Annotated in this window: 24 protein-coding genes; 14 read left to right on the top strand and 10 right to left on the bottom strand. The window is 71.5% G+C overall.

The window, feature by feature from the left end; translation table 11 throughout:
* Positions 1–203: 203 nt before the first annotated feature.
* The 4 genes from E0L36_RS19725 to E0L36_RS19710 all read left to right on the top strand — a co-directional run bounded on the left by E0L36_RS19725 (position 204) and on the right by E0L36_RS19710 (position 4553).
* Entirely contained in the window at positions 204–1091 is an 888-nt protein-coding gene (locus E0L36_RS19725; protein WP_180930452.1) for an alpha/beta hydrolase, read from the top strand.
* Between the two features lie 59 nt (positions 1092–1150).
* Positions 1151–2683, top strand: a complete 1533-nt coding sequence (locus E0L36_RS19720; protein WP_180930451.1) for an NAD(P)/FAD-dependent oxidoreductase — start codon at positions 1151–1153, stop codon at positions 2681–2683.
* Between the two features lie 144 nt (positions 2684–2827).
* Positions 2828–3667 carry an isocitrate lyase/phosphoenolpyruvate mutase family protein gene (locus E0L36_RS19715; protein WP_180930450.1) on the top strand — a complete coding sequence of 280 codons (840 nt, stop codon included), beginning with the start codon at positions 2828–2830 and terminating at the stop codon, positions 3665–3667.
* Between the two features lie 184 nt (positions 3668–3851).
* A complete protein-coding gene (locus E0L36_RS19710) occupies positions 3852–4553 on the top strand; it encodes an SDR family oxidoreductase (protein WP_180930449.1) in 702 nt (233 codons plus the stop codon).
* 226 nt (positions 4554–4779) lie between these two features.
* On the opposite strand, the gene E0L36_RS19705 is transcribed toward E0L36_RS19710, so the two are convergent.
* Positions 4780–5031, bottom strand: coding sequence for a hypothetical protein (locus tag E0L36_RS19705; RefSeq protein ID WP_180930448.1), 252 nt, complete (start codon positions 5029–5031; stop codon positions 4780–4782).
* 28 nt (positions 5032–5059) lie between these two features.
* On the opposite strand from E0L36_RS19705, the gene E0L36_RS19700 reads away from it, so the two are divergent.
* The 6 genes from E0L36_RS19700 to E0L36_RS19675 all read left to right on the top strand — a co-directional run bounded on the left by E0L36_RS19700 (position 5060) and on the right by E0L36_RS19675 (position 8784).
* Positions 5060–5308, top strand: a complete 249-nt coding sequence (locus E0L36_RS19700) for a hypothetical protein (protein ID WP_180930818.1) — start codon at positions 5060–5062, stop codon at positions 5306–5308.
* Positions 5274–5804 carry a DUF6879 family protein gene (locus tag E0L36_RS19695; protein WP_180930447.1) on the top strand — a complete coding sequence of 177 codons (531 nt, stop codon included), beginning with the start codon at positions 5274–5276 and terminating at the stop codon, positions 5802–5804. The genes E0L36_RS19700 and E0L36_RS19695 overlap by 35 nt, the downstream gene beginning before the upstream one ends.
* Before the next feature lie 26 nt (positions 5805–5830).
* Positions 5831–6679 (top strand): helix-turn-helix transcriptional regulator, encoded by an 849-nt coding sequence (locus tag E0L36_RS19690; protein WP_180930446.1) that lies wholly within the window; start codon positions 5831–5833, stop codon positions 6677–6679.
* 432 nt (positions 6680–7111) lie between these two features.
* On the top strand, positions 7112–7351 hold the full coding sequence (locus tag E0L36_RS19685; RefSeq protein WP_180930445.1) for a DUF397 domain-containing protein: 240 nt from the start codon (positions 7112–7114) through the stop codon (positions 7349–7351).
* 62 nt (positions 7352–7413) lie between these two features.
* Positions 7414–7866: a hypothetical protein gene (locus E0L36_RS19680; RefSeq protein WP_180930444.1), complete on the top strand. Its 453-nt coding sequence runs from the start codon at positions 7414–7416 to the stop codon at positions 7864–7866.
* Between the two features lie 15 nt (positions 7867–7881).
* A complete protein-coding gene (locus E0L36_RS19675) occupies positions 7882–8784 on the top strand; it encodes a JmjC domain-containing protein (protein WP_180930443.1) in 903 nt (300 codons plus the stop codon).
* Positions 8785–9065: 281 nt separating this feature from the next.
* On the opposite strand, the gene E0L36_RS19670 is transcribed toward E0L36_RS19675, so the two are convergent.
* The 4 genes from E0L36_RS19670 to E0L36_RS19655 form a co-directional block, all read right to left on the bottom strand.
* Positions 9066–9551 carry an NUDIX hydrolase gene (locus tag E0L36_RS19670; RefSeq protein ID WP_180930442.1) on the bottom strand — a complete coding sequence of 162 codons (486 nt, stop codon included), beginning with the start codon at positions 9549–9551 and terminating at the stop codon, positions 9066–9068.
* 77 nt (positions 9552–9628) lie between these two features.
* Positions 9629–9988 (bottom strand): hypothetical protein, encoded by a 360-nt coding sequence (locus E0L36_RS19665; protein ID WP_180930441.1) that lies wholly within the window; start codon positions 9986–9988, stop codon positions 9629–9631.
* A 223-nt stretch (positions 9989–10211) separates the two neighbouring features.
* Positions 10212–10784: a hypothetical protein gene (locus E0L36_RS19660; protein WP_180930440.1), complete on the bottom strand. Its 573-nt coding sequence runs from the start codon at positions 10782–10784 to the stop codon at positions 10212–10214.
* A 37-nt stretch (positions 10785–10821) separates the two neighbouring features.
* The gene (locus tag E0L36_RS19655) at positions 10822–11064 is read right to left on the bottom strand and encodes a hypothetical protein (RefSeq protein ID WP_180930439.1); all 243 of its coding nucleotides are present in this window, start codon (positions 11062–11064) and stop codon (positions 10822–10824) included.
* Positions 11065–11496: 432 nt separating this feature from the next.
* Between E0L36_RS19655 and E0L36_RS19650 the strand changes: the two genes are divergently transcribed.
* From E0L36_RS19650 to E0L36_RS19635, 4 genes are all read left to right on the top strand, one after another.
* Positions 11497–12360, top strand: a complete 864-nt coding sequence (locus E0L36_RS19650; RefSeq protein WP_180930438.1) for a DUF5753 domain-containing protein — start codon at positions 11497–11499, stop codon at positions 12358–12360.
* Positions 12357–12590, top strand: a complete 234-nt coding sequence (locus E0L36_RS19645) for a DUF397 domain-containing protein (RefSeq protein WP_180930437.1) — start codon at positions 12357–12359, stop codon at positions 12588–12590. The genes E0L36_RS19650 and E0L36_RS19645 overlap by 4 nt, the downstream gene beginning before the upstream one ends.
* Positions 12591–12627: 37 nt before the next feature.
* Positions 12628–12834, top strand: coding sequence for a DUF397 domain-containing protein (locus E0L36_RS19640; RefSeq protein WP_180930436.1), 207 nt, complete (start codon positions 12628–12630; stop codon positions 12832–12834).
* A 273-nt stretch (positions 12835–13107) separates the two neighbouring features.
* Entirely contained in the window at positions 13108–13350 is a 243-nt protein-coding gene (locus tag E0L36_RS19635; protein WP_180930435.1) for a DUF397 domain-containing protein, read from the top strand.
* A 186-nt stretch (positions 13351–13536) separates the two neighbouring features.
* Here E0L36_RS19635 and E0L36_RS19630 read toward each other — a convergent pair whose 3' ends face one another.
* From E0L36_RS19630 to E0L36_RS19610, 5 genes are all read right to left on the bottom strand, one after another.
* Positions 13537–14121 (bottom strand): hypothetical protein, encoded by a 585-nt coding sequence (locus E0L36_RS19630; RefSeq protein WP_180930434.1) that lies wholly within the window; start codon positions 14119–14121, stop codon positions 13537–13539.
* A gap of 181 nt (positions 14122–14302) precedes the next feature.
* A complete protein-coding gene (locus E0L36_RS19625; RefSeq protein ID WP_180930433.1) occupies positions 14303–15298 on the bottom strand; it encodes a response regulator transcription factor in 996 nt (331 codons plus the stop codon).
* A 683-nt stretch (positions 15299–15981) separates the two neighbouring features.
* Positions 15982–16881, bottom strand: coding sequence for a phosphoribosylaminoimidazolesuccinocarboxamide synthase (locus E0L36_RS19620; RefSeq protein ID WP_180930432.1), 900 nt, complete (start codon positions 16879–16881; stop codon positions 15982–15984).
* 374 nt (positions 16882–17255) lie between these two features.
* The gene (locus E0L36_RS19615; protein ID WP_180930431.1) at positions 17256–18761 is read right to left on the bottom strand and encodes a N,N-dimethylformamidase beta subunit family domain-containing protein; all 1506 of its coding nucleotides are present in this window, start codon (positions 18759–18761) and stop codon (positions 17256–17258) included.
* Between the two features lie 1290 nt (positions 18762–20051).
* Positions 20052–22160, bottom strand: a complete 2109-nt coding sequence (locus E0L36_RS19610; protein ID WP_180930430.1) for a hypothetical protein — start codon at positions 22158–22160, stop codon at positions 20052–20054.
* Between the last annotated feature and the right edge of the window lie 440 nt (positions 22161–22600).

Genomic DNA, 22600 nt, shown 5'->3' with positions numbered 1-22600 from the left:
ACCGCCCCTGTCCGACGGCCCGTCGGGGACGCGCGGCGCGGGGCGTACGGCGGTGGGCGGGACGGTCGGCCGCGCGCGCCGGGCGCTCCCGGGCTGTTCGGTCACCACCCCCACCTCGGGCAACTCTCCGGAAAAACCCGGAAATTGAACGAACGGTCGCGCTAGGATCCAGCCGCCGGACAGCCACTCCAGGAGGACCGGAAGTGAACGCCTCAGTCGCCACGCTGCGCACCGCCCTGAACGCCACCTCCGTCCTCTCCCCCCACCTCGCGGGGCGCGGCGCCTACCGGATCTTCTCCCTGCCCCTGAAGCGCGCCGAACCCACTCCGCCCGAGCGGGAGTTGCTGGGGTCGGCGGAGGTCACCCAGTTGAGGGCGCGCGGGAAGCGGGTCCCGGAGTACGTCTGGGGTACGGGCGACCGGCGCGTGCTGCTGGCCCACGGCTGGGAGTCGCGCGGCAGTTGCTTCGCCCCGTTCGTGCCCGGCCTGCTGGATGCGGGACACACCGTCGTCGCGTTCGACGCCCCCGGACACGGGGACGCGGAGGGCGAGTTCTCCACGGTCCTGGAGTTCCAGGAGGCGATCCGCCGCGTCAGCGAACGCCACGGCCCGTTCGACGCCGTGCTGGGCCACTCGGTCGGGGTGATGGCCGCCTTCCTGGCGCTGCGCGAGGGCGTGCTCGACGCGAAACGGCTGGTCGCGGTCGGCGGGGTCTGCGACTTCGGCTATCTGGTCGACTCGTTCTGCGTCGGCCTCGGGCTGCGCCCCCGGATCTGGCCACAGTTGCGGCGTCAGATCCAGCGGCGGCTGTTCGCCGGGGACGGCGACATCTGGACCCGTTTCTCCGCCGTCCACCGCCCGGAGCGGGTCCGGTTGCCGATGCTCGTCATACACGACGAGAAGGACCGGGTGGTCAGGGTGGAGCAGGCCCACAAGATCGTCGACGCCTACGGCGGGACGGCCCGGCTCATGACCACCAGCGGCCTCGGCCACCGGCGCATCCTGCGGGACGAGCGGGTGGTCAGGACCGCGCTGGACTTCGTGACCGTCGGTCAGGACGACACCGGGGACCACCGGGCCGTGCCGCGCTGAGCCGCGCGCGGCGCGCGAACGGGCGGCGGCTCGGCCGTGGCGAGGAAAGTGGGTGCGATATGCGGGCCGCTCTGGTGGTGGGGGCCGGGATGGCGGGCCTGCTGGCGGCGAGGGTGCTCGTCGAGCACGCCGAGGAGGTCGTGCTCGTCGAGCGGGACGAACTCCCCGACCAGCCGGTGGTCCGTGGCGGGGCGCCGCAGGGCGCGCACTCGCACATCCTGCTCGGCCGGGGCCGCGAGATCATCGGACGGCTGTTCCCGGAGCTGTTCGACCGGCTGATCTCACGCGGCGCGGTGCCGCTCGACTTCGAACGGGACGGCGCCTGGTTCGCCGACGGCCTGCGCCGGGTGCCCGTCCCGGGCGACGACATGCTGAGCATGACCCGGCCGCTGCTCGAACGTGAACTGCGCCGCGAGGTAATGGAGTTGACGCGGGTCCGGCTGGTGCGCGGCCGGGTCACCGGCCTCTCGCTGAGCGGGGATCGGGTGGACGGCGCCTGGGTCGTCCCGGGCTCCGCCGAGACCGTCCCCGGCGGCGGACGGCACGGCCACGGACGGGACGGACGGGGAGAAGGCGGAGAGCGGGCGGCCGGACGGGGAGATTCCGGCACCGTCGCCGAACGGATCGCCGCCGACCTCGTCGTGGACGCCTCGGGGCGCTCCAGCCGCCTCGTCACGTGGCTCGCGGAACACGGCTATCCGGAACCACCGAAGCGGCGGGTGCCGGTCGACATCGGGTACGCCACCTGCTTCTTCCACCGCCCGCCCGGCCAGCGGCTGGACGGCTTCACGGCGGCGCACTCGGTGCGCACCGCCCGCGCGGGCGTGCCCGGTGCCAGCTCCCTCAACCCGGTGGAGGGCGACCGCTGGATGGCGCTCGTCACCGGGTACCGGGACAACCGTCCGCGCCGGGACTTCGGGGACTTCACCCGCCGCTGCCTCCGCGAACCGGGCCCGCTGCGGGCGCTGGTCCGGGAGTGCGAACCCGCCGGGGGCGTCGCCGTCTACCGGTTCCCCAGCAGCATGCGCAGGGACTTCCACCGGCTCGCCCGCTTCCCGTCCGGCCTCGCCGTCCTCGGGGACGCCGTCGCCTCCTTCAACCCGGTCTACGGCCAGGGCATGACCTGCGGGGCGCTGCACGCCGAGGCGCTGGACGCCTGGCTGCGCGCGGCGGGGCGCGGGGGCGGCGCGCCGGACCCGGCCCGGTACCTCGCGCGCCTGGGCCGGGCGGTGGACGACGCCTGGGAGATGTCCGCCGAACAGGACCTCCTCCTGCCTCACCTGCGGAGGGACCCGAGCCGCACCCAGCGGCTCCGGCTGCGTCTGCGGGACCGGCTGCTGGACGGCGCGATCACCGACGTCACGGTGCACCGGTGCTTCCTCGACGTGGTCAACATGCGGAGCCGACCCCGTCGGCTGATGTCCCCCACCGTGCTGTTCCGCGCGCTCCGCGCCCCCCGGCGCACCCCGGTCCTCCCCGACGAGCCGCCCCCACCGGCCGGACGGCCGCCGTCAGCCGAACCGCCCCCACCCACCGGACCGCGCGAGACGATCGGCCCGACCGAGACGGCCGCCCCGACCGAGCCTCCGTGAGCACGGCCACGAAACGGCCCACGCCCCCGGTCTCCCCACCCGTCCCAGTCCATCTCAGCCCGTCCCAGCAAGTCCCAGCCCAACCCAGCGCCCCAGCCACACCGCACCACCGCACCACACCACGGAAACCGAAAGGCACCACCGATGACCAACCCCCTCAACGTCCGTGCCCAGCGGCTGCGTTCACTGCACGACCCGGGGCAGCTGCTGACCCTCCCCAACGTGTGGGACGCGCTCAGCGCGGTGGTGGCGGAGCGGGCCGGGGCACCGGCGCTGGGCACCACCAGCAGCGGCGTGGCCTGGTCCCTGGGCTACCCGGACGGGCAGCGGCTGAGCCGGGAGGACATGATCGCCGCCATCGCCCGCGTCACCCGCGTCGTCGACGTCCCGGTGACCGCCGACATCGAGGGCGGCTACGGGCCCGGTCCGCGCGATGTGGCCACCACCGTCACCGCCACCGTCGAGGCGGGCGCCGTCGGCGTCAACCTGGAGGACTCACCGGGTGGTTCGGGCCCGCTCCACACCCCCGAGGAGCAGGCCGAGCGGATCGCGGCGGCCCGCGAGGCCGCCGGGGCCGCCGGTCTGCCGGAACTGGTGATCAACGCCAGGACCGACGTGTACCTGGCCCGGGTCGGCGAACCCGCCGAGCGCTTCGAGAACGCGCTGGCCCGCGCCCGGGCGTACGCCGAGGCCGGTGCGGACTGCCTGTTCGTCCCGCTCCTCTTCGACCTGGCGGAGCTGGCGAAGCTGGTCGACGCGGCTCCCCTGCCGATCAGCGCGATGGCGATGCCGGGAGCGCCCGACGTGGCCGCGTTCCGGGAGGCCGGAGTCCGGCGGATCAGCGTTGGCGGCAGCTTCGCCCAAGCCGCCTACGCCACGCTCGAACAGGCCACCCGGGAGTTCCTGACGGACGGCACCTACCACAGCTGCGAGTCCCATCTGAGCATGGCGGACCTCCAGGGCTGGTTCCGCACGAGCCCCTGACCCGCGCCCGCCAGGCGGGACGCCGCAGCCGTGGCGTCCCGCCGAACCGGCCGCCACCCGCCCCGACTTCGCCGACCCCCGACTCCACCGGCGCGCGCCCCGGCACGCGCCTCCGCGGCCCCCTCCCCCGGAGAAACCGGCCGAGAGAAACCGGCCGAGAGAAACCGCCTGAAAGGAACGAGTCATGGCCCGGATCATGGTCAGCGGCGCCAGCGGCGGTATCGGCTCCGCTCTGGTCCGCGCGCTGCGCCAACGGGACGACGAGGTCATCGCGCTGGGACGGGACGGCGCCCGGCTCGCGGCGCTGGACGCCCAGCCCGTCGTGCTGGACCTCGCCGCGCCGGAGAGCGTCGCCCCCGCCCTGCGGAGCACCGGTGCCGAGCGCCTGGACGCCCTGGTCCACGCGGCCGGGGTGGCGGAGTTCGCGGACGTCGGCTCGTCCACCCCCGAGTCCTGGGCCCGGCAACTCGCCGTCAACCTGACCGGTCCGGCCGAGCTGACCCGCACGGCGCTGCCCGCGCTGCGCCGGGCGGCCGGGCAGGTGGTGTTCCTCAACTTCTGGGCGGGGCCCACCGCCAAGCCGCACTGGGCGGCCTACGCGGCGAGCAAGTTCGGGTTGGGGGCGCTGGCGGACGCGCTCCGCGCCGAGGAGGCGGCACACGGCGTGCGGGTGACCTCGGTCTTCCCCTCCTGCGTGGCGACGCCCCTCCAGCGCCGCCTGCGCGAGGGGGCGGGGGTCGAGTACCGCCCAGGACACCTCAACCAGCCCGAGGAGGTAGCCGAGTTGATCCTCACCGCGCTGGACGCCAGCCCCCGCACCCGGGTGAACGAGCTGTACCTCGGCCTCCCCCCGGAGGGCTACCCGCCCGGCACCCCCGGAAGCTGACCCCCGTCGCGGCGACGCCCTCGGAGGGGCCCCTCCGCGGTCCCGGCCAGACGGTCACCCGCCGCACCGCGTCGCGCCACGTCGCACCGCGCCGACGGAGCGCCCGCCCCCCGGCCCCAACCCGTCTGCCCTCAGGGTCAGTTGGCACGGGGACCGCACGTAGGGGCCCGGGTGGTGGGCGCGCTGTCCAGGCACAGTCATCAGGCACGCTGTTCAGACGGGGGGCTCAGGCGGGGTGTCCGGCGATGTAGGCGGCGCGGTGGCCGTTGAGAGCGTTACGGACGGCGGTGCGGACGCGGTTGAGCTGGTGGGGCGCCAGGTAGTACGGCAGTTCGTCCAGCGGCACGAACTGATGGTCGCTCAGCTCGTGTTGGGGCAGGGTGATGCGGTGGGCGGGGTGGAGGACGCCGCCGTTGCGCTCACAACCACCTTGCCCTCTTGCCCATGAAAGATCCCAGCGTGATGGTTGAGTAGACATGGCGAACGACTCCGTGAGAGGCGGGAATATGGCCTTACTGTTCTTCGGCAAGGACCCCAACAGCGATATTGACGAGTGCCCTTCGGTCTGGGTAGAAGAGGACACCGCAGACCTGGTGCTCCAGGGCTGGAAGCCTGACGAAACCATCAAGGCGGAGTGCCTCATGGCGGGCGGCGTCCCGGACACCGAGGAGATCATCCGTATCCCGGCCCGCATGGTGCCGCAGATCCGAGAGGCGTGTGATGCAGCAGAACGGCGAGCTGCCGACCTTCGCTGACATGCTGGCCAACTGCCACAGGTCGGCCGTGCACCTGGAGATGCGGGACTCGTACGGCATCGCCGGGGAGTCCCCGGAATTCCAGGCGTGGAAGGCGGGTGACGACTCCAGCCGACATGACCGCGAAGGGCGTCGCCGCCCCTTCCTCGACGGCGTCCGCGCCGCCACGGCAAGAGGCGTGGTGCTGCGCCGGGCCCGCATCGTGTCCACGCCGGTCACGGAATACATGCGCTTCTCCCATGCCGGAGCCCACCTGAACATCGAGGCCGGAGAGGAAGTCCGCTGGCTCCCCAGGCACAACGCCTCGGCCCTCACCCTCCCGGGCAACGATTTCTGGCTGTTCGATGACCAGGTAGTGCGCTTCAACCACTTCACTGGAGACGGTGCCTCCGCCGGACCGGAGATCACGCACGACCCGGAGGTGGCCGAACTCTGCGCCACCGCCTTCGAAGCGGTATGGAAACGCGCCCTCCCACACCACGATTTCGAGGTGTAACCCCCGGCCTCGTACCGTCCCAGCCCGTGCCCGTCTCCCCGTCCTCCAGCGCCCAGGCCGCCCGCGAGGCACTCGCCTCCCGGCTCCGGGAGATCCGTCACGATGCGGGGCTGACCGGGCATGAGCTAGCGGCGCTGTGCGGCTGGCACAAGTCCAAGTCCTCTCGCTTGGAGAACGCCAAGTCGAGCCCGTCTGATGACGACATCCGGGCGTGGTGCGGTGCTTGTGACGCCGCCGACCAGGCTTCCGACCTGATCGCGGCACGCCGTACGACGGACTCCATGTACGTGCAGTGGCGCCGCCTCCAGCGCACCGGCCTGCGCCGTCTTCAGGAGAACGCGCTCCCGCTGTACGAACGCACCAGCCACTTTCGCGTCTACAGCACGCGCGTCATGCCCGGCGTCCTCCAGACCAGGGACTACGCCCGCGCGCTGCTGAGCAACATCGCTCGCTTCAGGGGCGTGCCGGACGACTCCACCGAGGCTGCGGTCGCCCGCGTAGCCCGCTCCAGCAAGGCCCGGGAGAACGGCCGTTGCTTCGGAATCCTCATGGAAGAGGACGTCCTCTACTACCCATACGGCGGTGCCGCCACCATGGTCGGGCAGCTCACCCACCTACTGGACGCGATGCGCTCCCCGCACGTATCTCTCGGGGTCATCCCTCGTACCACACCCCGCCGTATCTGGGGCCAGGAGACCTTCACCATGTTTGACGAGGGCCGGGTCCACGTGGAATTGCTGACCGCCAAAGTCACCATCACACAACCCAGTGAAGTCGCCCTATACGGCCGCGCTTTCGCAGAGCTGTCCCACATGGCCGTCTACGGCGGCAAAGCCCGAAGCCTGATCATGAAGGCATGCGACGCCCTGCGTTGATCGGCTCGCAACTGGTTGCAACTTCTTCGCAACTCACCGCTCCCGCGCCCTAACGTCGTAGACAGCACAGGCGCCTCGTCCCGCACCCGCAGTTGAGCGAAGACAGGGAGTGCACCATGGCCGGACCGGCAGACACCGCAAGCCCGTAAAGGACGCCTTCGGCCACCTAGGACCACATGATCCCGGTCGCCCCCGGTGGTCGAGTGCCGCTGCCTCCCGCGCCCCCGCACGACAGAGACCGGGAGCGGTTTCCACGCCGGCACGTGACCCACCTCAACCGATCCCTGACTTCGCTTCTGCGAGCACGTCCCCGGACGCACGGAAGCGGCTCCGCTCCCGCCCGGCTGTCCTGACGACAGCGGTCAGCCGGAACGGAGGCAAGCGATCCACGGTATGGGGACCGCATCCCCACATGCACACCGAGGAGGAAACATGAGCGACAACCTCTACTCCCTGTCGACCGACGGAACCGAGTTCATCACGTTCTGCGGCGGCAACCTTCAGAGCGAGCACGAGACCTGCGTGGAACTGGCCCTGGTTCCCGGCACCAGCTCCACGTACGTCCTGCGCGACAGCAAGCCCGAGGCGTCTGGCAACGAACTGCGCTTCACCGCCGAGGAGCTGGACACCTTCGTCCGTGGCTACGCCGCACTGCGCGGCCTGTCGATCTGACCAATCACCTACCGAGCGGGCCACCGCACCACGGCGGCCCGTCTCTCCCGCGAAGAGGCACCATGAACTGGTCAGGCCACTGGCACGGCTACGGTCCCTGGACCGGCACCCGCCACGAGTACGGGAAGGAACACCTCCGGCGCCCCGGCCCCGCCCCTGATGATGAGCAGACCCGCACGTTCCTCGCCCAGACCCTCCCCCCGGTGCAGACCGGCCACGCTCTGCTGAAGCGCAACCAGACCACGGCAGACCGCACCTGGACCGTCGTCTGTGACGCCGTGGACTGGCTGAAGAAGACCTGTGCCGTCAATCCACCGTACGAGCGGGCCGGGAGCCCTTCCCGCACCCACGTGATGGTGGAAGAGAAAGCCCACTACGCCGAGGACGCCCTCTCACGCGGGGTGGACGTCGTGTGGGCGTACTACATCAAGTCCCAGAACTTCGTGGCCTACTCCGTCGTCTGCTGCCCCAACCACTTCCATCCCGGCATTACCTGCCCGCTTCCGCCGAGCTGAGAGGAGACCAGCCGTATGTCGCTGCATCTCATCCTCCCACCGGAGGGCGTCCAGAGCCTCCTCACCGAGTGGCCGGACGAGCCCCGCGTCTACCGGCGCAAGTCCACGGACCTGGATCGCGCCGTTTCCGCCGCCGTGCTTCACGACCACGTGGCCACCGGCTGCCTGCCAGCCGATGAACTCGCCGTGGTCCGCGCTCCGTATCCATCCCTGAACCAGAACGCGTTCAAGGACAACGGACGCACCAACGCAGTCAAGCTCCGCGAACTCTACGACCAGGGCTTCACCATCCGGATCGGCAACCTCCAGCGAATCATGCCCTTCATGGCCCACGCCTCGCGGACCATCCAGCAGGAGACCGGATACGGCAACCACGTCACCGCCTTCCTCACTCCACCCGGCAGCCAGGGCCTGCGCCACCACTGGGACCAGCAGATGGGCGTGATCGTCCAGCTCGAAGGCGTCAAACGCTGGCACCTGTGGCGTCCTCCCGTGGAAGCGCCGATGCGGGAGTACAACGAATCATGGCGGGTGTGGAAGGCTTCCTACGTCGAACAGTGGGAGTCCGCCGGGCCGGACCTGGAGATCGACCTCCGGCCAGGGGAGTCACTGCTTCTGCCACGAGGCTGGGTCCACAACCCGCACGTCCCCGCGTCAGACAGCCCGAGCGTGCACCTGACATTCGTACTCTGCGAACGCACTCCGCTCTGGCTGGCCGAACAACTCATCGCGGGCGCTATCGAGGACCCGGACTTCCGCCGCGTACTCTTGCCCAGTCAAGTGACCGGCACCGGACTCACCAACCTTGTTGAGGAGACCCGAACCGCACTCCTGACCCACCTGGAGAACCTGGTCCCCGAAGCGCTCACCGCCACGGTCCAGAAGGCCGCACTGGCGGAGACGGAGCACCGGACGTAGGACGTGGTCTTCGCGGGACGGCCGCTGCGGCGCCGCTGCTCTCTTGTCCCGTGCCCACACGATCGACGCATTCAGAACCCGCACCGGACGCAGCCAGAGCAAGCCTCCGATCATTCTCCGGCTGCACCAGGTGAAACGCTCGCGCCCCATCCGCGGGAGGACGAGTTGGTGCTGTTCTCCAAACACCGCGGGCATCAGGAGCACTCCAAGGACGTTCCCCAACGGAATCGCCACAGCCAATCAGGGGTGCGCTGTTCAGGCACGCTGTTCAGACGGGGGGCTCAGGCGGGGTGTCCGGCGATGTAGGCGGCGCGGTGGCCGTTGAGAGCGTTACGGACGGCGGTGCGGACGCGGTTGAGCTGGTGCGGCGCCAGGTAGTACGGCAGTTCGTCCAGCGGCACGAACTGATGGTCGCTCAGCTCGTGTTGGGGCAGGGTGATGCGGTGCGCGGGGTGGAGGACGCCGCCGTTGAAGACGAAGTTCAGGCCCTCGCGGTGGGGTGGGTCGGATGGCATGTGGTGGACGGTGAGCAGGTCGCCGGGTTCGATGCGCTGGCCGGTCTCTTCGAGGAGTTCGCGGCGGAAGGCGTCGTGCAGGTCCTCGTCGGGCTGTGCGCAGCCGCCGGGCAGTCCCCAGGGGTGGGGGTCGCCCTGCTGTTTCCGGTAGACCTTCTCGACCAGCAGGATGTCGCCGTCGGGGTTGGTGATCAGGGCGAGTACGCCGACGCGGCGGCCGGGTGGGTGGGTGAAGTCGTACTCGGTGTGCATGGCCCGTGCGCTCCTTCTACGTGAACTGGACTGTTGTGGGCGGGTGTTGAGGCATCACGCCGGATCGCGTGGTGGGTTCAGGTGGTGTGGGTGGTGGGGGGTGTGGTGGTGGGGCAGTGGGTGGGGGGTATGTGGCCGCCGGGTGGTGGGGTGGGTGCCTGGCAGGCGGCCAGGACGAGGGCGAGGGTGAGCAGAGCGGTGACGCAGGTCAGCGCGATCGCGAGGATGGGCCGGTCGAGGTCAGGGGGACACCGGTAGCCGTCCACCGGCTCCGCGTCGGCCAGGTGAGCCGGGAGCGCGGTCTCGTCGGGGTACGCGCACCCGTACGGACATCCCGCGCCGCAACCGGCCTCGGCGCTCTGGTCGTCGGGTGCGCGTGCGCGTGCGCGTGCCAGGGAGACGGGCTCGCCCGCGAGGGGAAGTCGAGTGGAGGTCATGCCCAAAGGCCGTTCGTGGGAGGGGGTTGGCGGTCCGTACGCGTGTGGATGCTGCGGCGCGAAGGCCGAACTATCGCTCTTCGCCCGGAAGTTGGGAGCCGGAGCCCGGCTGTTGTCATGGCGCGCGGCTCAGAGGTAGAGCTGGCGGCCGCAGGTGCCGCAGTGGGTCTTGCCGTCGCGGACGACGGTGGTGGGGTGGTCGCAGCGCGTCGTGCAACGCCGCTCACAGAGCCGGTTCATGGCACCTCCCGGGGCACCACAGCGGAGCGGTCGGCCGACCTCGAATCCACACCTCGTCCGGTGGAGAGACCAACGCACCGCTTCCGGGGGTCAGTTCGGGTGTTGTCCCGTTCTGGTCCCGTGGATCGCTCGTCGTGGTCGTCGACGGCGGGTGCGATGGGGGTGATTGGGGTTGGGCGCTGATGGGGGTGCGGAAGGGGGCGGTGAGTTCACGTGTCCGGGCTCGCTCCAGGTCGATCAGCCGACGTAGGCAGGGGACGCAGCCGAACAGGGCCGTCCGGCCCCAGGGCATCGTGACCGTCCGGAACGCGGTCACCCGAACCTCCTCGCGTTCGCAGTACAGGCCACAGCGGCCCGTGAACCACACCCCGTACCCCCGCGGCACGAACCCCTCCGCCGAGCCCGGCTCCCGCCCCGCACCCTGCCCGGTCGACGCGTCCGAGGCGGCGGAGTGGCGCACGCACCACAGGTGGATGGCCGCCAGCGCGAGGACCGCCACCGCGTAACTGACCCAGCCCGCCCAGCCGTTCACCGTCGCCCCCACACCAGCAGCCACCCCGCCACCCACATCCGGGCCAGCACCCGGTACACACTCACCGCTCCCACCCCCGCGCCGCGTACGCGCGCAACACCACCGCCAACTCCCGCGCCACCGCCAGATTGCACCGCCCCAGATCCACCAACGGACGCGGCACCGGCCCCGTACACGACAACGGATCCAACCCCAACGACGGCAACTCCACCCCCGCTCCAGACAACGCCTCCTGTAACTCCCGCCGCACCACCTCGGCTTCAGCGATGGGACTGCTGACCTCGGGTTCGTCGTTCGCCGTCATGACGTCACTCCCTGCCTGTTCAGTGTGTGGGCGTACGGACATCCATCGCGCGTGCAGCGGGATCCGCGTCCAATATGCGGACAACGCCTGTGCCATCGAGGTGCCTTCAGGTTCGACGTGTGGCGCTACCTGGAGAGACGAGGCGTCGCAGCTGACAAGAGGCCGCCGACTACCGGCGCCGACTACTGCCACCGTTCAATCACCTCGAATCACCGCATACAGCCACACCGAGGCAGCCACACCGAGTAAGTTCCCGTCGCGGTTAGTGACTCCAGCGTGCCCACCACGCTATAGATCCGCAAGAGGAACTAGCGAGAAATAGAAATTTGCACACTCTGGAGTGAGGGGTCTGATGAACGAACAGGCAGTGGTGACACGGGCGGAGACTGGACGGCAGACTGTCGAGCGCACGCCTACCAGGGAGGAGAGCCAGTGAGCGCGCCCACGGTGCGACGGCGCAGGCTCGGAGCCAAGCTCCGCGCCCTGCGCGGTGACCTCACCTTGGAGGAGGTCGCGGAGAAGTCCAGCGGTGACTTCACGTACTCGAAGCTGTCGCGGATCGAGACCGCGAAGAACGCTGCCAAACCGGACGACGTCGAGCTGCTTCTCAAGCTCTACGAGGAGCTTGGTCGCGACGTTGGCGACGAGCTACGCGCAGCGCTCCTCATGCTCACCAAGGAGGGCTCGCAACGGGGCTGGTGGCACTCGTATCGGGGCATTCTCACGCCGGTCTACGAGGACTTGATCAGCCTCGAAGCCGAAGCTACCAAACTCTCCACATGGCAGGCCGGGATGATTCCCGGCCTGTTGCAAACCGCCGAGTACGCACGGGAGATCATCACCGCGACGGCTATGTCAGCGGCAGTGGAAGCCAAGGTTGACGCCTTGGTCGAGGTGCGGCTCGCACGTCAGTCAGTGCTCACCCGTGAGCGTCCACTCGATATGTGGGCGATCATCAGTGACTCGGCCTTGCAGACACAGAGTGTGGGCGAGGGTGTCATGCGCGAGCAGCTCGGCAGACTGCTCTCCCTGGGGAAGCGTCCCAACATCAACGTCCAGATCATGCCTGCGAATGCTCCGCCGCATGTGGGTCAGGTGGGTTCCTACACCGTGCTGGGGTTTGAGGAACATGCTGATCTCGATGTCGTTCATACTGAGAGCCTGACGGCCGCTCTGTACGTCGAGCGTCGAGATCAAGTAGCCGTCTACCGGGAAGGTTTCGACCGGCTTCGCGCGCCCGCGCTGTCCGTCGAAGCGTCCATGGCACGCATCGCACAGGTAAGGGATTCTCTATGAGCCATGTTGTCGACGCCTCCGCCCTGTCCGTGAACTGGTGGAAGTCGTCGCGTTCGGACAGTGCGGCGCAGTGCGTCGAATGCGGCATCGTAGACGCGGGAGCGCAGCTCGTCGCAGTGCGCGATAGCAAGCAGCCCAACGGACCCGCTCTGTTGCTGAGTTACCACACCATGAGTTCCTTCATCGTCGCCCTCAACTCCGGTGGCACAACAGGTCGGTTCGTCAACTGAACGGCTCACCCTGATCGATTCCCACGGACGGAGAGCTATGAGCACGGTTGATTCGACAGAAGCCGCCTGGCGCAAGTCCAGCTACAGCAGCGGAAACGGCCAGTGCATCGAGGTGGCCGACGGCTTCCCCGGCGTCACGCCCGTGCGTGACAGCAAGGAATCCGACGGTCCGAACCTGGTCTTCGAGGCGAACGCCTGGACCTCCTTCGTGGAGGCAGTGAAGACCGACGGCATCGGCGCCTGAGCCTCGACGCCAAGCGAGAACAGAGCCCCCGAGCCTGACGCCCCGGGGGCTCTGGTGTACCCCACGGCGGACGTTGGTACTTGACAGCTGGCGCGAACAGAACGGGGTGCTCTCGGTGCCGTGCATTCATGCACGGCACCGAGAGCACAGTCACGTCAGGGGAAACGTCGACGGGCGACCGGAAGACGGGCCGGACAGCCAACGAACAGCTCGCGTCCGGCTCCCGGAGGACGCCCCGAAGGTTCTGCACCAACTATCGCGAGCGACCAGGGAATGACCACAGCTCACGCAGGCTCCGTAGCCACTTCGGACCTCGTGGGCGTTGCTGGCTGGTTCAAGTCCACCTACAGCGGCAACGGCAACAACTGTGTGGAGACTGCCGACTTGACGGCCACCTCGTACGACGCGGTCGCTGTCCGGGACTCCAAGTTGCCCGACGGGGCCGCGCTCCTGGTCAGCATCCACGCCTTCGCCGCGTTCACCAGCACCCTCAAGACGAACCCGGCTGGCCACTGAGACGTCCCGCTGCGCGGAATGCACCCCTGGACGGCCAACAAGCAGGCGGTACGCAGGCGGTACGGGGCGTTGTTCGGTGGGGGTTGCGTGTCGCGGACGGCGGGTGTGGTGGAAGCGGCGTTGGCCGTTGGAGTCGGTCACCGTCGGTGGCCTGTCCGGTCCCCGTGGCTCTCCCAACTCGCCGTGTCAGAGCTTGCCTTCGAGCAGGACGGTGCGGTGGCCGCCGAGACGGCGTGCGACGTCCGCGACGAACTCTGGGCGCAGGTCGGGCCAGTTCCAGAAGGTGAAGCCGAGGGAGCCGAAGGCGAAGTAGTCGGCCCAGTGCCACGTGTGCACGGGGGCCGCCCGGTCGCAGGACGGGCACGCCACGGGCTCGTCGTCCCCCTCGGCCCAGGAGCCCACCGCGGGCGCGAACCGGTGCCAACTCTCCTCGACGGGTGACCAGTACTCGTCGACGAGGCGTATCTCCACCGCGCAGTGCGGGCAGGTGACGGCCGAGGGCTCGCCCTGCCCGGCGTCGAAGACCGTGCGCCCCACCGTGGCGTGCAGGCCGTTGCTCCACAGGTTGACCAGCTCGGGGTCGGGCTGCTGGACGGCGTCGCCGTAACGCGTCCCCGGTGCGTGCCCGGCGTCGGCGCCCAGGACGCAGTCGGTACGTTCCGCCAGGATGACGCCGTCCGCGACCAGCCAGTCGACGACGTTCGCCGCGAGCCCCGGCGCCTCCTCCGGCGTGGCCTCCGTGTCGACGATCGTCTGGAACCAGTCACCCATGGTCTCTCCTCCGTAGTCGTGCCCGCGAACGGTATGTCTCGCCACGGACGTTCGCGGCGGCCCCACCGACATCGCGTTCGTATCGAAGCCGTCGTTCGGGCCGGGGCACGCGGACCGGGCGCCGGATCAGCTCGACTCCGCCCGACTCCGGATCAGCTCGGCCCGCCCGGGCTCGGCGGGATCAGACCCAGCCGCGGTCGCGGGCGAGGAGGGCGGCCTGCGCCCGGTTGCCCGCGCCCAGCAGCTGCATCAGCTCGGCGACGTGGCGGCGGTAGGTCCGCACCGAGACGCCGATGGAGCGGGCGTTGACCTCGTCCTTGTCACCGGAGCACATGGCCACGAACACCTGCCGCTCGACCTCGGAGAGCGCCGACTCCTCGTCGTCCCCGCCCTCGTTCAGCACGTCGTCCAGGTCCTCGCCCTGGTCCCAGATCCGCTCGAAGAGCGCCACCAGGTTGTTGACCAGCGCACCCTCGTGGGCGATCAGCGCGCCACGGCCGCTGTCCTCCGGGTCGAGCGGGACGACCGCCGAGTGCCGGTCGTAGATCAGGACGCGTTCGGTGGTCTCGTCGACGACGCGGATGCGCGCCCCGTGCGCCTCCAGCTCGCGCAGGTAGGCGAGGGTGTCCGCGTCCTCCAGGGCCTCCCGCAGCACCACGTTCCGCACGCTCAGCCCACGGTTGAGGCAGCGCAGGTCCAGCGGACGGGACTGCTGGATGTTCTCCGGCGTCAGCGCGGTGTACGGCTCGACGGACAGCACCTCGTCCCGGGCGAAGAACGCGAGGTCGTCGATCCGGTCGCGGATCTCGTGCAGCTCCGTCAGCTGCTCGATACCGCGCGGGGTGGCCTCCGGACGGCGCTGCTCGGAGCGGAGCGACTCGGCCAGCCGACGGGACGCGGTGACCTGCTGAAGCTCCTCGTGCAGCTCGCCGAGCCGCTGGTCGATCAGGCGGGCGACGGCGCCCTCGGGGTCCACCGGGGCCACGGTTTCCCTGTCGAGCCGCCGCAGCAGGCCCAGTTCGCAGAGGCGGCCGAGCTGACGCTCGATCGACTTGGGGTCCAGCTCCAGCGCGAGGTGAACCTCCGTGACCGGGGTCTCCGGGTTGCGCAGGAAGTGGCGGTAGATGCGCTCCTCGTCCTCGGCTATGCCGAGAACCGCCATCTCGTTGGTACCCACAGCGGAACCCCCCGTGCCAGCTCGTCTCGTGTCCGTGCTCATCGCGTGGTCATCACGTTAGGCACCCGATGGCCTGCGGAGGAGCCTCTATGGCGCACTGTTCCGGCCCGGTGACGCAACCCTTGAAGCTGTGACAGTCGCCTTACAGAAGGCACCCGCTGACAACGATTCGACAGCCGGACCCCTCCGTCCCGGCCACCCGTACGGCCCGCGCACCCGGTGAACAAGGTCGAACCTCCCCCGGACAGCGGGACGTTGACGCAGACCACGGACGTATCGGGCAGAGCGCCACAGAGCCTCCCGACCTGACCCCGGAGCACTCCCGCGTCGCACCGTGAAGTCCGGTTCGCCCGGTTCTGGCACCTCCGCGATCCGGCGCTTCCGCCCCGTCCGCCGCTGTCCGCCGCCGTCCGCCGCGTCCGTCCCCGCCGTCCTCCGGCCCCGGCGGCCGTATGTCACGGGACCGATACCGGCGCCCCCGACATCGCCCCGACGGCGGGAGGTTGGGGACCGCCCCGACGGCGGGATGACGTGGGGACGGTTAGAACCCAAGGACGGTGCCGGGGCCCCGTCGTCACACAAACGGGACCCCGGCACCAAGGACTCGGGGAACAGGGGCCAGGGGTCAGGGTCAGGGAAGAAGGGTCAGAGAAGGGGGTCAGGGAAGGGGGCCTACGGCGCGGTCAGGTCCAGTCGAGGCCGGTGAGGCGGCGGTACGCCTCGGTGTAGGTCTGCCGGGTGCGCTCCACCACGCCGGGCGGCAGCGCGGGCGGCGGCTGTTCGCTGTTCCGGTCCCAGCCCGCGTCCGGGCCGGTGAGCCAGTCCCGGATGTTCTGCTTGTCGAAGGAGCGCTGCGGCGCGCCCGGCTCCCAGCTCTCGGCGGGCCAGAACCGCGAGGAGTCCGGCGTCAACACCTCGTCGGCCAGGACCAGTTCGTCCCCGGACCAGCCGAACTCGAACTTGGTGTCCGCCACGATGATGCCCCGGTCCCGCGCGATGTCCCGCGCCCGCTGGTACACCGCGAGGGTGCACTGGCGCAGCCGCGCCGCGGTGTCCGGCCCCACCTCGCGGGCCACCTCCTCGTACGACACGTTCTCGTCGTGCTCGCCGACGGCGGCCTTGGTCGCCGGGGTGAAGATGGCCGCGGGCAGCTCCGAGCCGTCGGTGAGCCCCGGCGGCAGCGCCAGCCCGCAGACGGTGCGGGACTCCCGGTACTCGGCCAGTCCGGAGCCCGCGAGGTAGCCCCGCGCGACGCACTCGACAGGGATCATCCGCAGTCGCTCGCAGACCATCACTCGGCCCTCCCAGGAGGCGGGGGCGCCCTCCGGGACCTCGGTGCTGACCACGTGGTTCGGCACGATGTCCGCCAGCTGCTCGAACCACCAGAGCGAAAGCCGGGTGAGCACCCGGCCCTTGTCCGGGATCTCGGTCGGCAGCACCCAGTCGTAGGCGGACACCCGGTCGCTCGCGACCATCACCAGCTCGCCCGCCGCGTTCTGATAGAGGTCGCGCACTTTGCCGGTGTGCAGATGCACCAACCCGGGCACCTCAACGGGCTCTGGCTTCTCGACGAATCCGGACACGGGACCTCCACCTAGGGTTGCTCCGGTAACCCCCGATTCTCCCCTATCGCCCCCGGGAACGCCGAGTGGGGCTCCGCCGGTTGCCCACCGGGCGGTGCGGCACGGGGCCGCCGGGCCGGTCGACGTTCCGCGTCCGGGCACCAGGGGAACGCCGCCGCGTCGCGAAGGGGAACGCCGTCCGGGCCCGATCCGGAACCGGCCGGGGCGGGTCGGGGACAGGCCCGCGCCCGACCCGGAACCGTCCCCGGCCGTGGCGGAGACGGTCCGAGGGAGGCGGGCCACAGCGCCCGAGGGCCGCACCGCCCGTCCGGGGCCGCTCCCGAGCACGCACCCGGCGGGCGGTCCGGTGGCTCCCGGTGACCGCCGCCGCTGACTCAGTCCCGTTTGCAGATACGGTCCAGCAGGTTCGCCGTCGCCCGCTGGATGCGGCTGTCCACGTGTCCCGGCCGGTCGAGCGCCGGGGACCAGGCGAAGGTGCCGGAGGCGAAGACCAGCGCGCCGGACGGCGCCCGGTACAGCGAGGTCTCCTGGTGACGGCGGGTGCCGTGCCCGTCCGGGTAGCGCGAGTGCGCCAGCAGGACGCGGCTGGTGTGCTCCGGCAGGGTCGTCCGCGGGAAGTAGCAGTCGGCCTCCCCCGCGACCAGCCCGGGCAGTTCGTCGCCCTCCCCGGCGCCGGTGGCCTCCCAGAGCCAGTGGTCGGTGTTCCGCGCCACCAGCGGGTGCGGTTCCGGTACGTGGCCCGCGTACTGGATGCCCAGCACCCGCTGTTCGGGGTCCGAGGCCCGCCACAGCGCGGCCTTGCCCGGCGGCCGCCGCTTCCGGCAGCTCAGTAGCCGGTCCTGGGCGCCGGACGGCAACTGCCGCAGCTGTGCCTGCCAGTACATGGTGTTCGCGGAGAGGAAGACGAGCGAGGTGCCGCACGCGCGGGCCCGTTCGGCGGTCCGGCGCATCCCGGTCGTCCAGTACTCGTCGTGGCCCGGGAAGATCAGCCCCCGGTAGGCCGCCGGATCCACCCGGCCGGCGTGCAGGTCCCGCGCGTCCGCGTAGGCGAGGTCGTAGCCGTACCGCTCGGCCCAGCGGATGACGTCGTAGGCGTGCCCGACGTGCAGCGGAAGCCCGGCCCCGGCGTACGGCCGGTCGAAGGAGACGGTGACGGCCGCGTCCTCCTCGCCGAGTAACCGCCCCTCCTCGTCCCACGCGTGGTAGAGGCTCGCCCCGGTCCGCCCGTCCTCCGGGAACAGGTTGTACGCCTGCCAGGTGACGTCCGGCAGCACGAGCAGCAGATCACCGGGCTGGGTGTCGCGCACGGTGAACGGGATGTGCGAGCGGTAGCCGTCGGCCGTGGTGAGCACCGCGACGTACGCGCCGGTACTCCAGAACTCGGGGATCTGGAGCCGCCAGGAGAGCCACCAGTGGTGACAGGAGACGGTCCGGTCCGCGGCCAGCGGCGCGGGCTGCACGATCCCGGAGAGCCGGGGACTGGTCGCGATCTTCGCCGCGCCGTCCCCGCCGTAGTGGCCGATGCGGTAGATGTCCACCCCGAACGGCTGCGGGGGGTTGACGGTGATCCGGAAGTCCAGCGACTCCCCCGGCACCGTCCCGCCCCCGGTGCCCGCGAAGCCCTTGATCTGGCAGCGCACGTCGTCCGCGGTGCGCGGGCCCGCGCCCTCGATGTGGCCCGGGGGCGCGGGCACCCCGCCCCCGTGGGACAGCGTCCCCAGCGCCAGGTCGGCACTGTCCACGTACCAGGGGACGACGCGCCCGTTGTCGAAGTAGTGCTCGCTGCCGCGCAGCCAGGGCACCGGTCCCTGGCCGAACGGGTCGGTGACGGCGTGTGCCAGCGCCCCGGACTCCCAGCGCTGTGTGTGTTCCGAACCCACTGCCGCTCCCCTCGTCTTCCCTGTGTCGATCCACCCGCCGCGCCGGTCGTCCACCGGCCGGTCGTCCGCGGGCCGGTTGCCCACGGGGCGGTCGCCCCGGAACGGTCGCCCGCCGGATCGGCTGGACCCACGCCGCGGACCGTGCCCACCGGGGCGGAACGGGCCGCCGGGCGACGGTGCGGAGTGCTGGCATCCGGTGCGTTCGGTGGGGTCGGGCGGGACGGGACGTGCGGACGGACGACGACGGACGGCTGAAGCGTGGACGGCGAACCGGCGTACGCCAGGCGGACGTCAGCCGGTGAACCGTCGCGGACCGGACCTGGAGCCCCAACTACTCACGGGGCGCCAGGAGTCCGGCGATCGGTGAACCGACGGACTATCAGGGGACAGGACATCACATTGCGACCGTTTTTCGTCACCGCTCGTACCGACCCGGCGGGAGGCTCCCATGTCAGAACGGCGCGCCACCTCCGTCCCCGCGCCGATCCGGCCGGTGTTCCAGCGCTCAACCACCGTGTTCCCGAGGGATGTTCGACGTATCCGAGGGTCGTTCGCGCACGTCCGGCACCACCGCCGGCACACCCGCACCGACGTACGAGACCGTCCCCCACAGGTGCGTCCCCCCGCGAAGCCCGCGGTTCCCGGGCGACGTCGGTAACCGGCGCGCGAACGCGGCACCGGGCGCACCGGTGCGCCACCCGGCGCACGCACCCGACGACCCCATGCCGCACGCACAACAGCCCCCGCCCGCCCGGCCGTTGGCCGGTAGCTACACCGCGCGTCAGCTCACGGGCAGCGCCAACAGCCCCCTTAGCTTGGCGAGTTCGTCAACGTAGGTGTGAGATACGGGAGTTCGACGGCCGGAAAACGTACGTCGGTCGGGACGCGCCCGTCGGCCGGGACGCGCCGTCGTTCGCGAGCGGGTGGGGTCCCGGAGCCGGGGGGAAGGGGACGCGCGGTGGGTCCGCTCCGCGCGGCGTCGCGGTCCAACATGTGGGCGCGCGCGGTCGGTTGATCCGGTTCGGAAGGGGCGCGCGGCGGGGCGAAGTGCGCGTCGGGCGACGGCGGATCGGTGGACGCGGGATGGGACGGCGCGAGACGGCGCCGGGCGGGGCGGGACGTCGGGAGCGTCCGGACGGGACGACGCGGGGCGTGGGCCGAGACAGCGCGCGACGGCGTGGGACGAGTCAGACGTGGGGACGGCGCGCGACGGCGTGGGGTGCGAGATCAGACGTGGGGACGGCGCGAGGCGGTGTGGGGCGGAGGGGGCGGGACAGCGGGGATGGGGGTTCAGAGGAGCCGGACGGGTTTGTCGGCCCGTACGCCCAGCTCCGCGAGCCAGGTCCGGAGCGGGGCCGCGTCTCCGTCCTCCACCAAGTCCAGGACGGGACGGGCGAGTTCGGCGACACGTTCGCCGCCGACGAGCAGTGTGGGACCGTCCAGCCAGTCCAGTCCCGGAGCCGCGGCGCCCGTGTCGATCACGGCGCAGCAGACGACGGCGGTGACGTGTTCGGCCAGCACCTCCCGGGTTCCCCGGGGAGGGCGGAGCGGCAGCCCCATCGCCCGCGCCGAGCCGCCGGGTATCCAGATCTCCTCGCCCGCGACCGCGCCGGGAACCGACTGCCCGCCGTCCTCCCTGGCGGCCTCCTCGCGCGCCACGGCGGCACTGATCCGCGCGGCCAACCGCCCGCCCGGACCCGACTCGTCGACCCCGACGCCTGACCCTCCCCCAGGTCCGGCCGTCAACTCGGCGGGCCCAGCTGTCAGTTCCTCCGTGGTGTCCGCCAACTCCCCCCGCATGCCCGGCGCCCGCGTCTCGTCCGCCCGCGCCTCGTCTGCCCGCGTCTCGGAGGGGAGCCGGGCCTCGCCCGGCGCTCGCGCCTCGGACGCCGGGGGTGGCCCGTCCGGTGTGGGCTCCGGGACGGCCAGCCACGCGATGACGCGCGCGAGGGTGCCGCCCGCGTCCTCCGCGTCATGGTCCACCGCGTCCAGCGCCGCGAAGAGGCGGGCCGCCTCGGTGCGCCAGGCGCGGTCCACCACCTCCTCCGGGTAGGCGGACCAGTCCACCGGGGACCAGCCACCGTCCGGCTCGCCGAGGAACATGTGCGCCGCGAGGAGGGAGACGGCCGAGTCCACCCGTCCGGGCTCCTCCAGCAGATCGCAGGAGGGCCGTTCGCCCAGTCGGGCCGTCAGCCCGTCCGCGAGCCGGTCCCGCCGGGACAGCTCGGTCAGCGCCGCCACGACCCCGGCGTTCAGCCGGTCGGGCCAGCGGCCCGCGTGCCAGGCGGGCAACGCGACGCGCGTCAACAGCCGGTCCCACCCGGCGTAGGCGAGGCCCACCTGCTCCTGCGCGCTGGCCCGCACCCCGTCGTCCACCCGCTGGGCCCGCGCGGAGGCGGCCATCGCCACGCCGCGCTCCATCTCCGCCGCGTACGGCGCGGAGGCGCGCAGCATGCGGCGGCACAGCCAGCCGCCCGTCGCCGCGAGCGGCCCGGACCGGCCGGTGACGGCGATCGCCGCGTCCAGCCCCCGGACGAAGCGGCGCGCGGCGGCCACGTCCGGGTGGGCCGAGGGGTCGGTGCCCGCCACCACCGGCGCGAGCAACGCGCGGAGTTCACCGATCCGCATCCACCAGAGGAAAGGCGAGCCGATCACCAGCACCTGCCCGGCCCGCCCAGCCCGTCCGGCTTCCCCGGCCCTTTCGCCACCGGCCGTTCGGGGGGTGTCAGCGGTGCCGACGGCCCCCTCGGGACCGTCGGCCGCGACGTTTCCCCCACGGGGTACGCCGAGCGGCGCCCCGGTGGCGGGGTCGGCCCCCTCGGCGGGGCCCGCCACCCCCTCCCGGAAGTCCGGACGGTGCCCGCTCGGCGCACCGGGCGCCGCCACGGAGCCCGTCCGGCCCGGCCCGGACACGGCCTCACGCTGCGCGGGGGGACGGTGTTCCGGGTGCTGGACGCCGCCCGCCCGGCGCGCACGGGACCGCTTCGGGCGGGGCCGCTCCTCCAGCCAGCTGTCGCAGTCCGGGGTGAGCGCGATCGAGGTGGGCGCGGGCACGTCCAGCCAGGCGGCGAGTTCCCGCACCAGCCGGTACAGCTCGGGCGCCGCACGCTCGTCGAGCCGCACGGTGGGCGGCACGGCGGGCTCGGCGCGCGCGATCAGCGCGGCGAGCGCCGTGGCGGCGGCCAGGGTGAGGACGGCGAGCCCGGCGACGGCCCAGCGGACCGGGGCCCAGGCCGATCCGAGGTGCCCGGCGGCGGCCCCCGCGAAGAGGACGACGGCGACACCGGCGGGCAGCAGGGTGACCGCGAGGGCCCAGTTGCGGACGCGCAGCACCGACAGCGCGTGCCGCCGCGCGGATCGCACACCGGTGTGCCACCCGCCGTGCTGATGGGCACCCACGAACCGTTCACCCCCGGACCGCTCTCCCTGCCACCCGGATACCCGGCTTTCCCTCACTGTCGCACCGCTCGCCCACCCCGCAACGCGCACGGGTCCACTCGACGGACTCCCACTCAGCGTGTGCGGCACCCTAGTTGGGGTCCCGGCACCCGTCAGCCGCTCGGGATTTCGGTCACTCGATGGAATGGCTTTGGGGAACGGTATCGCCCGGCCTGCCCCTGTGCGGGGTGGTTTTCCCCGGAGCCCGAACGAGGCATCCGCCGATGTCGCGCGCCGTGATGACGGGCCGACCGCACGCCCGCGCACCCTCCGCGCACGAGGGCGCGGACTCGTGCGGCCTGGACACCGCGAAGCCCCGCGACCCGGAGGCGCGGGGCTCAGCGAGCGGTCGACAGGGCCCGGGCACACCCGAGCAGCGGGTGGCGGGGCTCAGGGGTGGA

This window comes from Streptomyces sp. AJS327, from assembly GCF_013450295.1.
Taxonomy (GTDB): domain Bacteria; phylum Actinomycetota; class Actinomycetes; order Streptomycetales; family Streptomycetaceae; genus Streptomyces.
The sequence above is the reverse complement of the archived record's forward strand: the minus strand, read 5'-3'. Positions and strand labels throughout refer to the sequence as shown.

Excerpts from the sequence above, each read along its gene's own strand:
- E0L36_RS19720 (WP_180930451.1), top strand. The coding sequence starts at position 1,151 with ATGCGGGCCGCTCTGGTGGTGGGGGCCGGGATGGCGGGCCTGCTGGCG.
- E0L36_RS19715 (WP_180930450.1), top strand. The coding sequence starts at position 2,828 with ATGACCAACCCCCTCAACGTCCGTGCCCAGCGGCTGCGTTCACTGCAC.
- E0L36_RS19710 (WP_180930449.1), top strand. The coding sequence starts at position 3,852 with ATGGCCCGGATCATGGTCAGCGGCGCCAGCGGCGGTATCGGCTCCGCT.
- E0L36_RS19705 (WP_180930448.1), bottom strand. The coding sequence starts at position 5,031 with ATGTCTACTCAACCATCACGCTGGGATCTTTCATGGGCAAGAGGGCAA.
- E0L36_RS19700 (WP_180930818.1), top strand. The coding sequence starts at position 5,060 with ATGGCCTTACTGTTCTTCGGCAAGGACCCCAACAGCGATATTGACGAG.
- E0L36_RS19695 (WP_180930447.1), top strand. The coding sequence starts at position 5,274 with ATGCAGCAGAACGGCGAGCTGCCGACCTTCGCTGACATGCTGGCCAAC.
- E0L36_RS19685 (WP_180930445.1), top strand. The coding sequence starts at position 7,112 with ATGAGCGACAACCTCTACTCCCTGTCGACCGACGGAACCGAGTTCATC.
- E0L36_RS19680 (WP_180930444.1), top strand. The coding sequence starts at position 7,414 with ATGAACTGGTCAGGCCACTGGCACGGCTACGGTCCCTGGACCGGCACC.
- E0L36_RS19675 (WP_180930443.1), top strand. The coding sequence starts at position 7,882 with ATGTCGCTGCATCTCATCCTCCCACCGGAGGGCGTCCAGAGCCTCCTC.
- E0L36_RS19670 (WP_180930442.1), bottom strand. The coding sequence starts at position 9,551 with ATGCACACCGAGTACGACTTCACCCACCCACCCGGCCGCCGCGTCGGC.
- E0L36_RS19665 (WP_180930441.1), bottom strand. The coding sequence starts at position 9,988 with ATGACCTCCACTCGACTTCCCCTCGCGGGCGAGCCCGTCTCCCTGGCA.
- E0L36_RS19655 (WP_180930439.1), bottom strand. The coding sequence starts at position 11,064 with ATGACGGCGAACGACGAACCCGAGGTCAGCAGTCCCATCGCTGAAGCC.
- E0L36_RS19645 (WP_180930437.1), top strand. The coding sequence starts at position 12,357 with ATGAGCCATGTTGTCGACGCCTCCGCCCTGTCCGTGAACTGGTGGAAG.
- E0L36_RS19640 (WP_180930436.1), top strand. The coding sequence starts at position 12,628 with ATGAGCACGGTTGATTCGACAGAAGCCGCCTGGCGCAAGTCCAGCTAC.
- E0L36_RS19635 (WP_180930435.1), top strand. The coding sequence starts at position 13,108 with ATGACCACAGCTCACGCAGGCTCCGTAGCCACTTCGGACCTCGTGGGC.
- E0L36_RS19630 (WP_180930434.1), bottom strand. The coding sequence starts at position 14,121 with ATGGGTGACTGGTTCCAGACGATCGTCGACACGGAGGCCACGCCGGAG.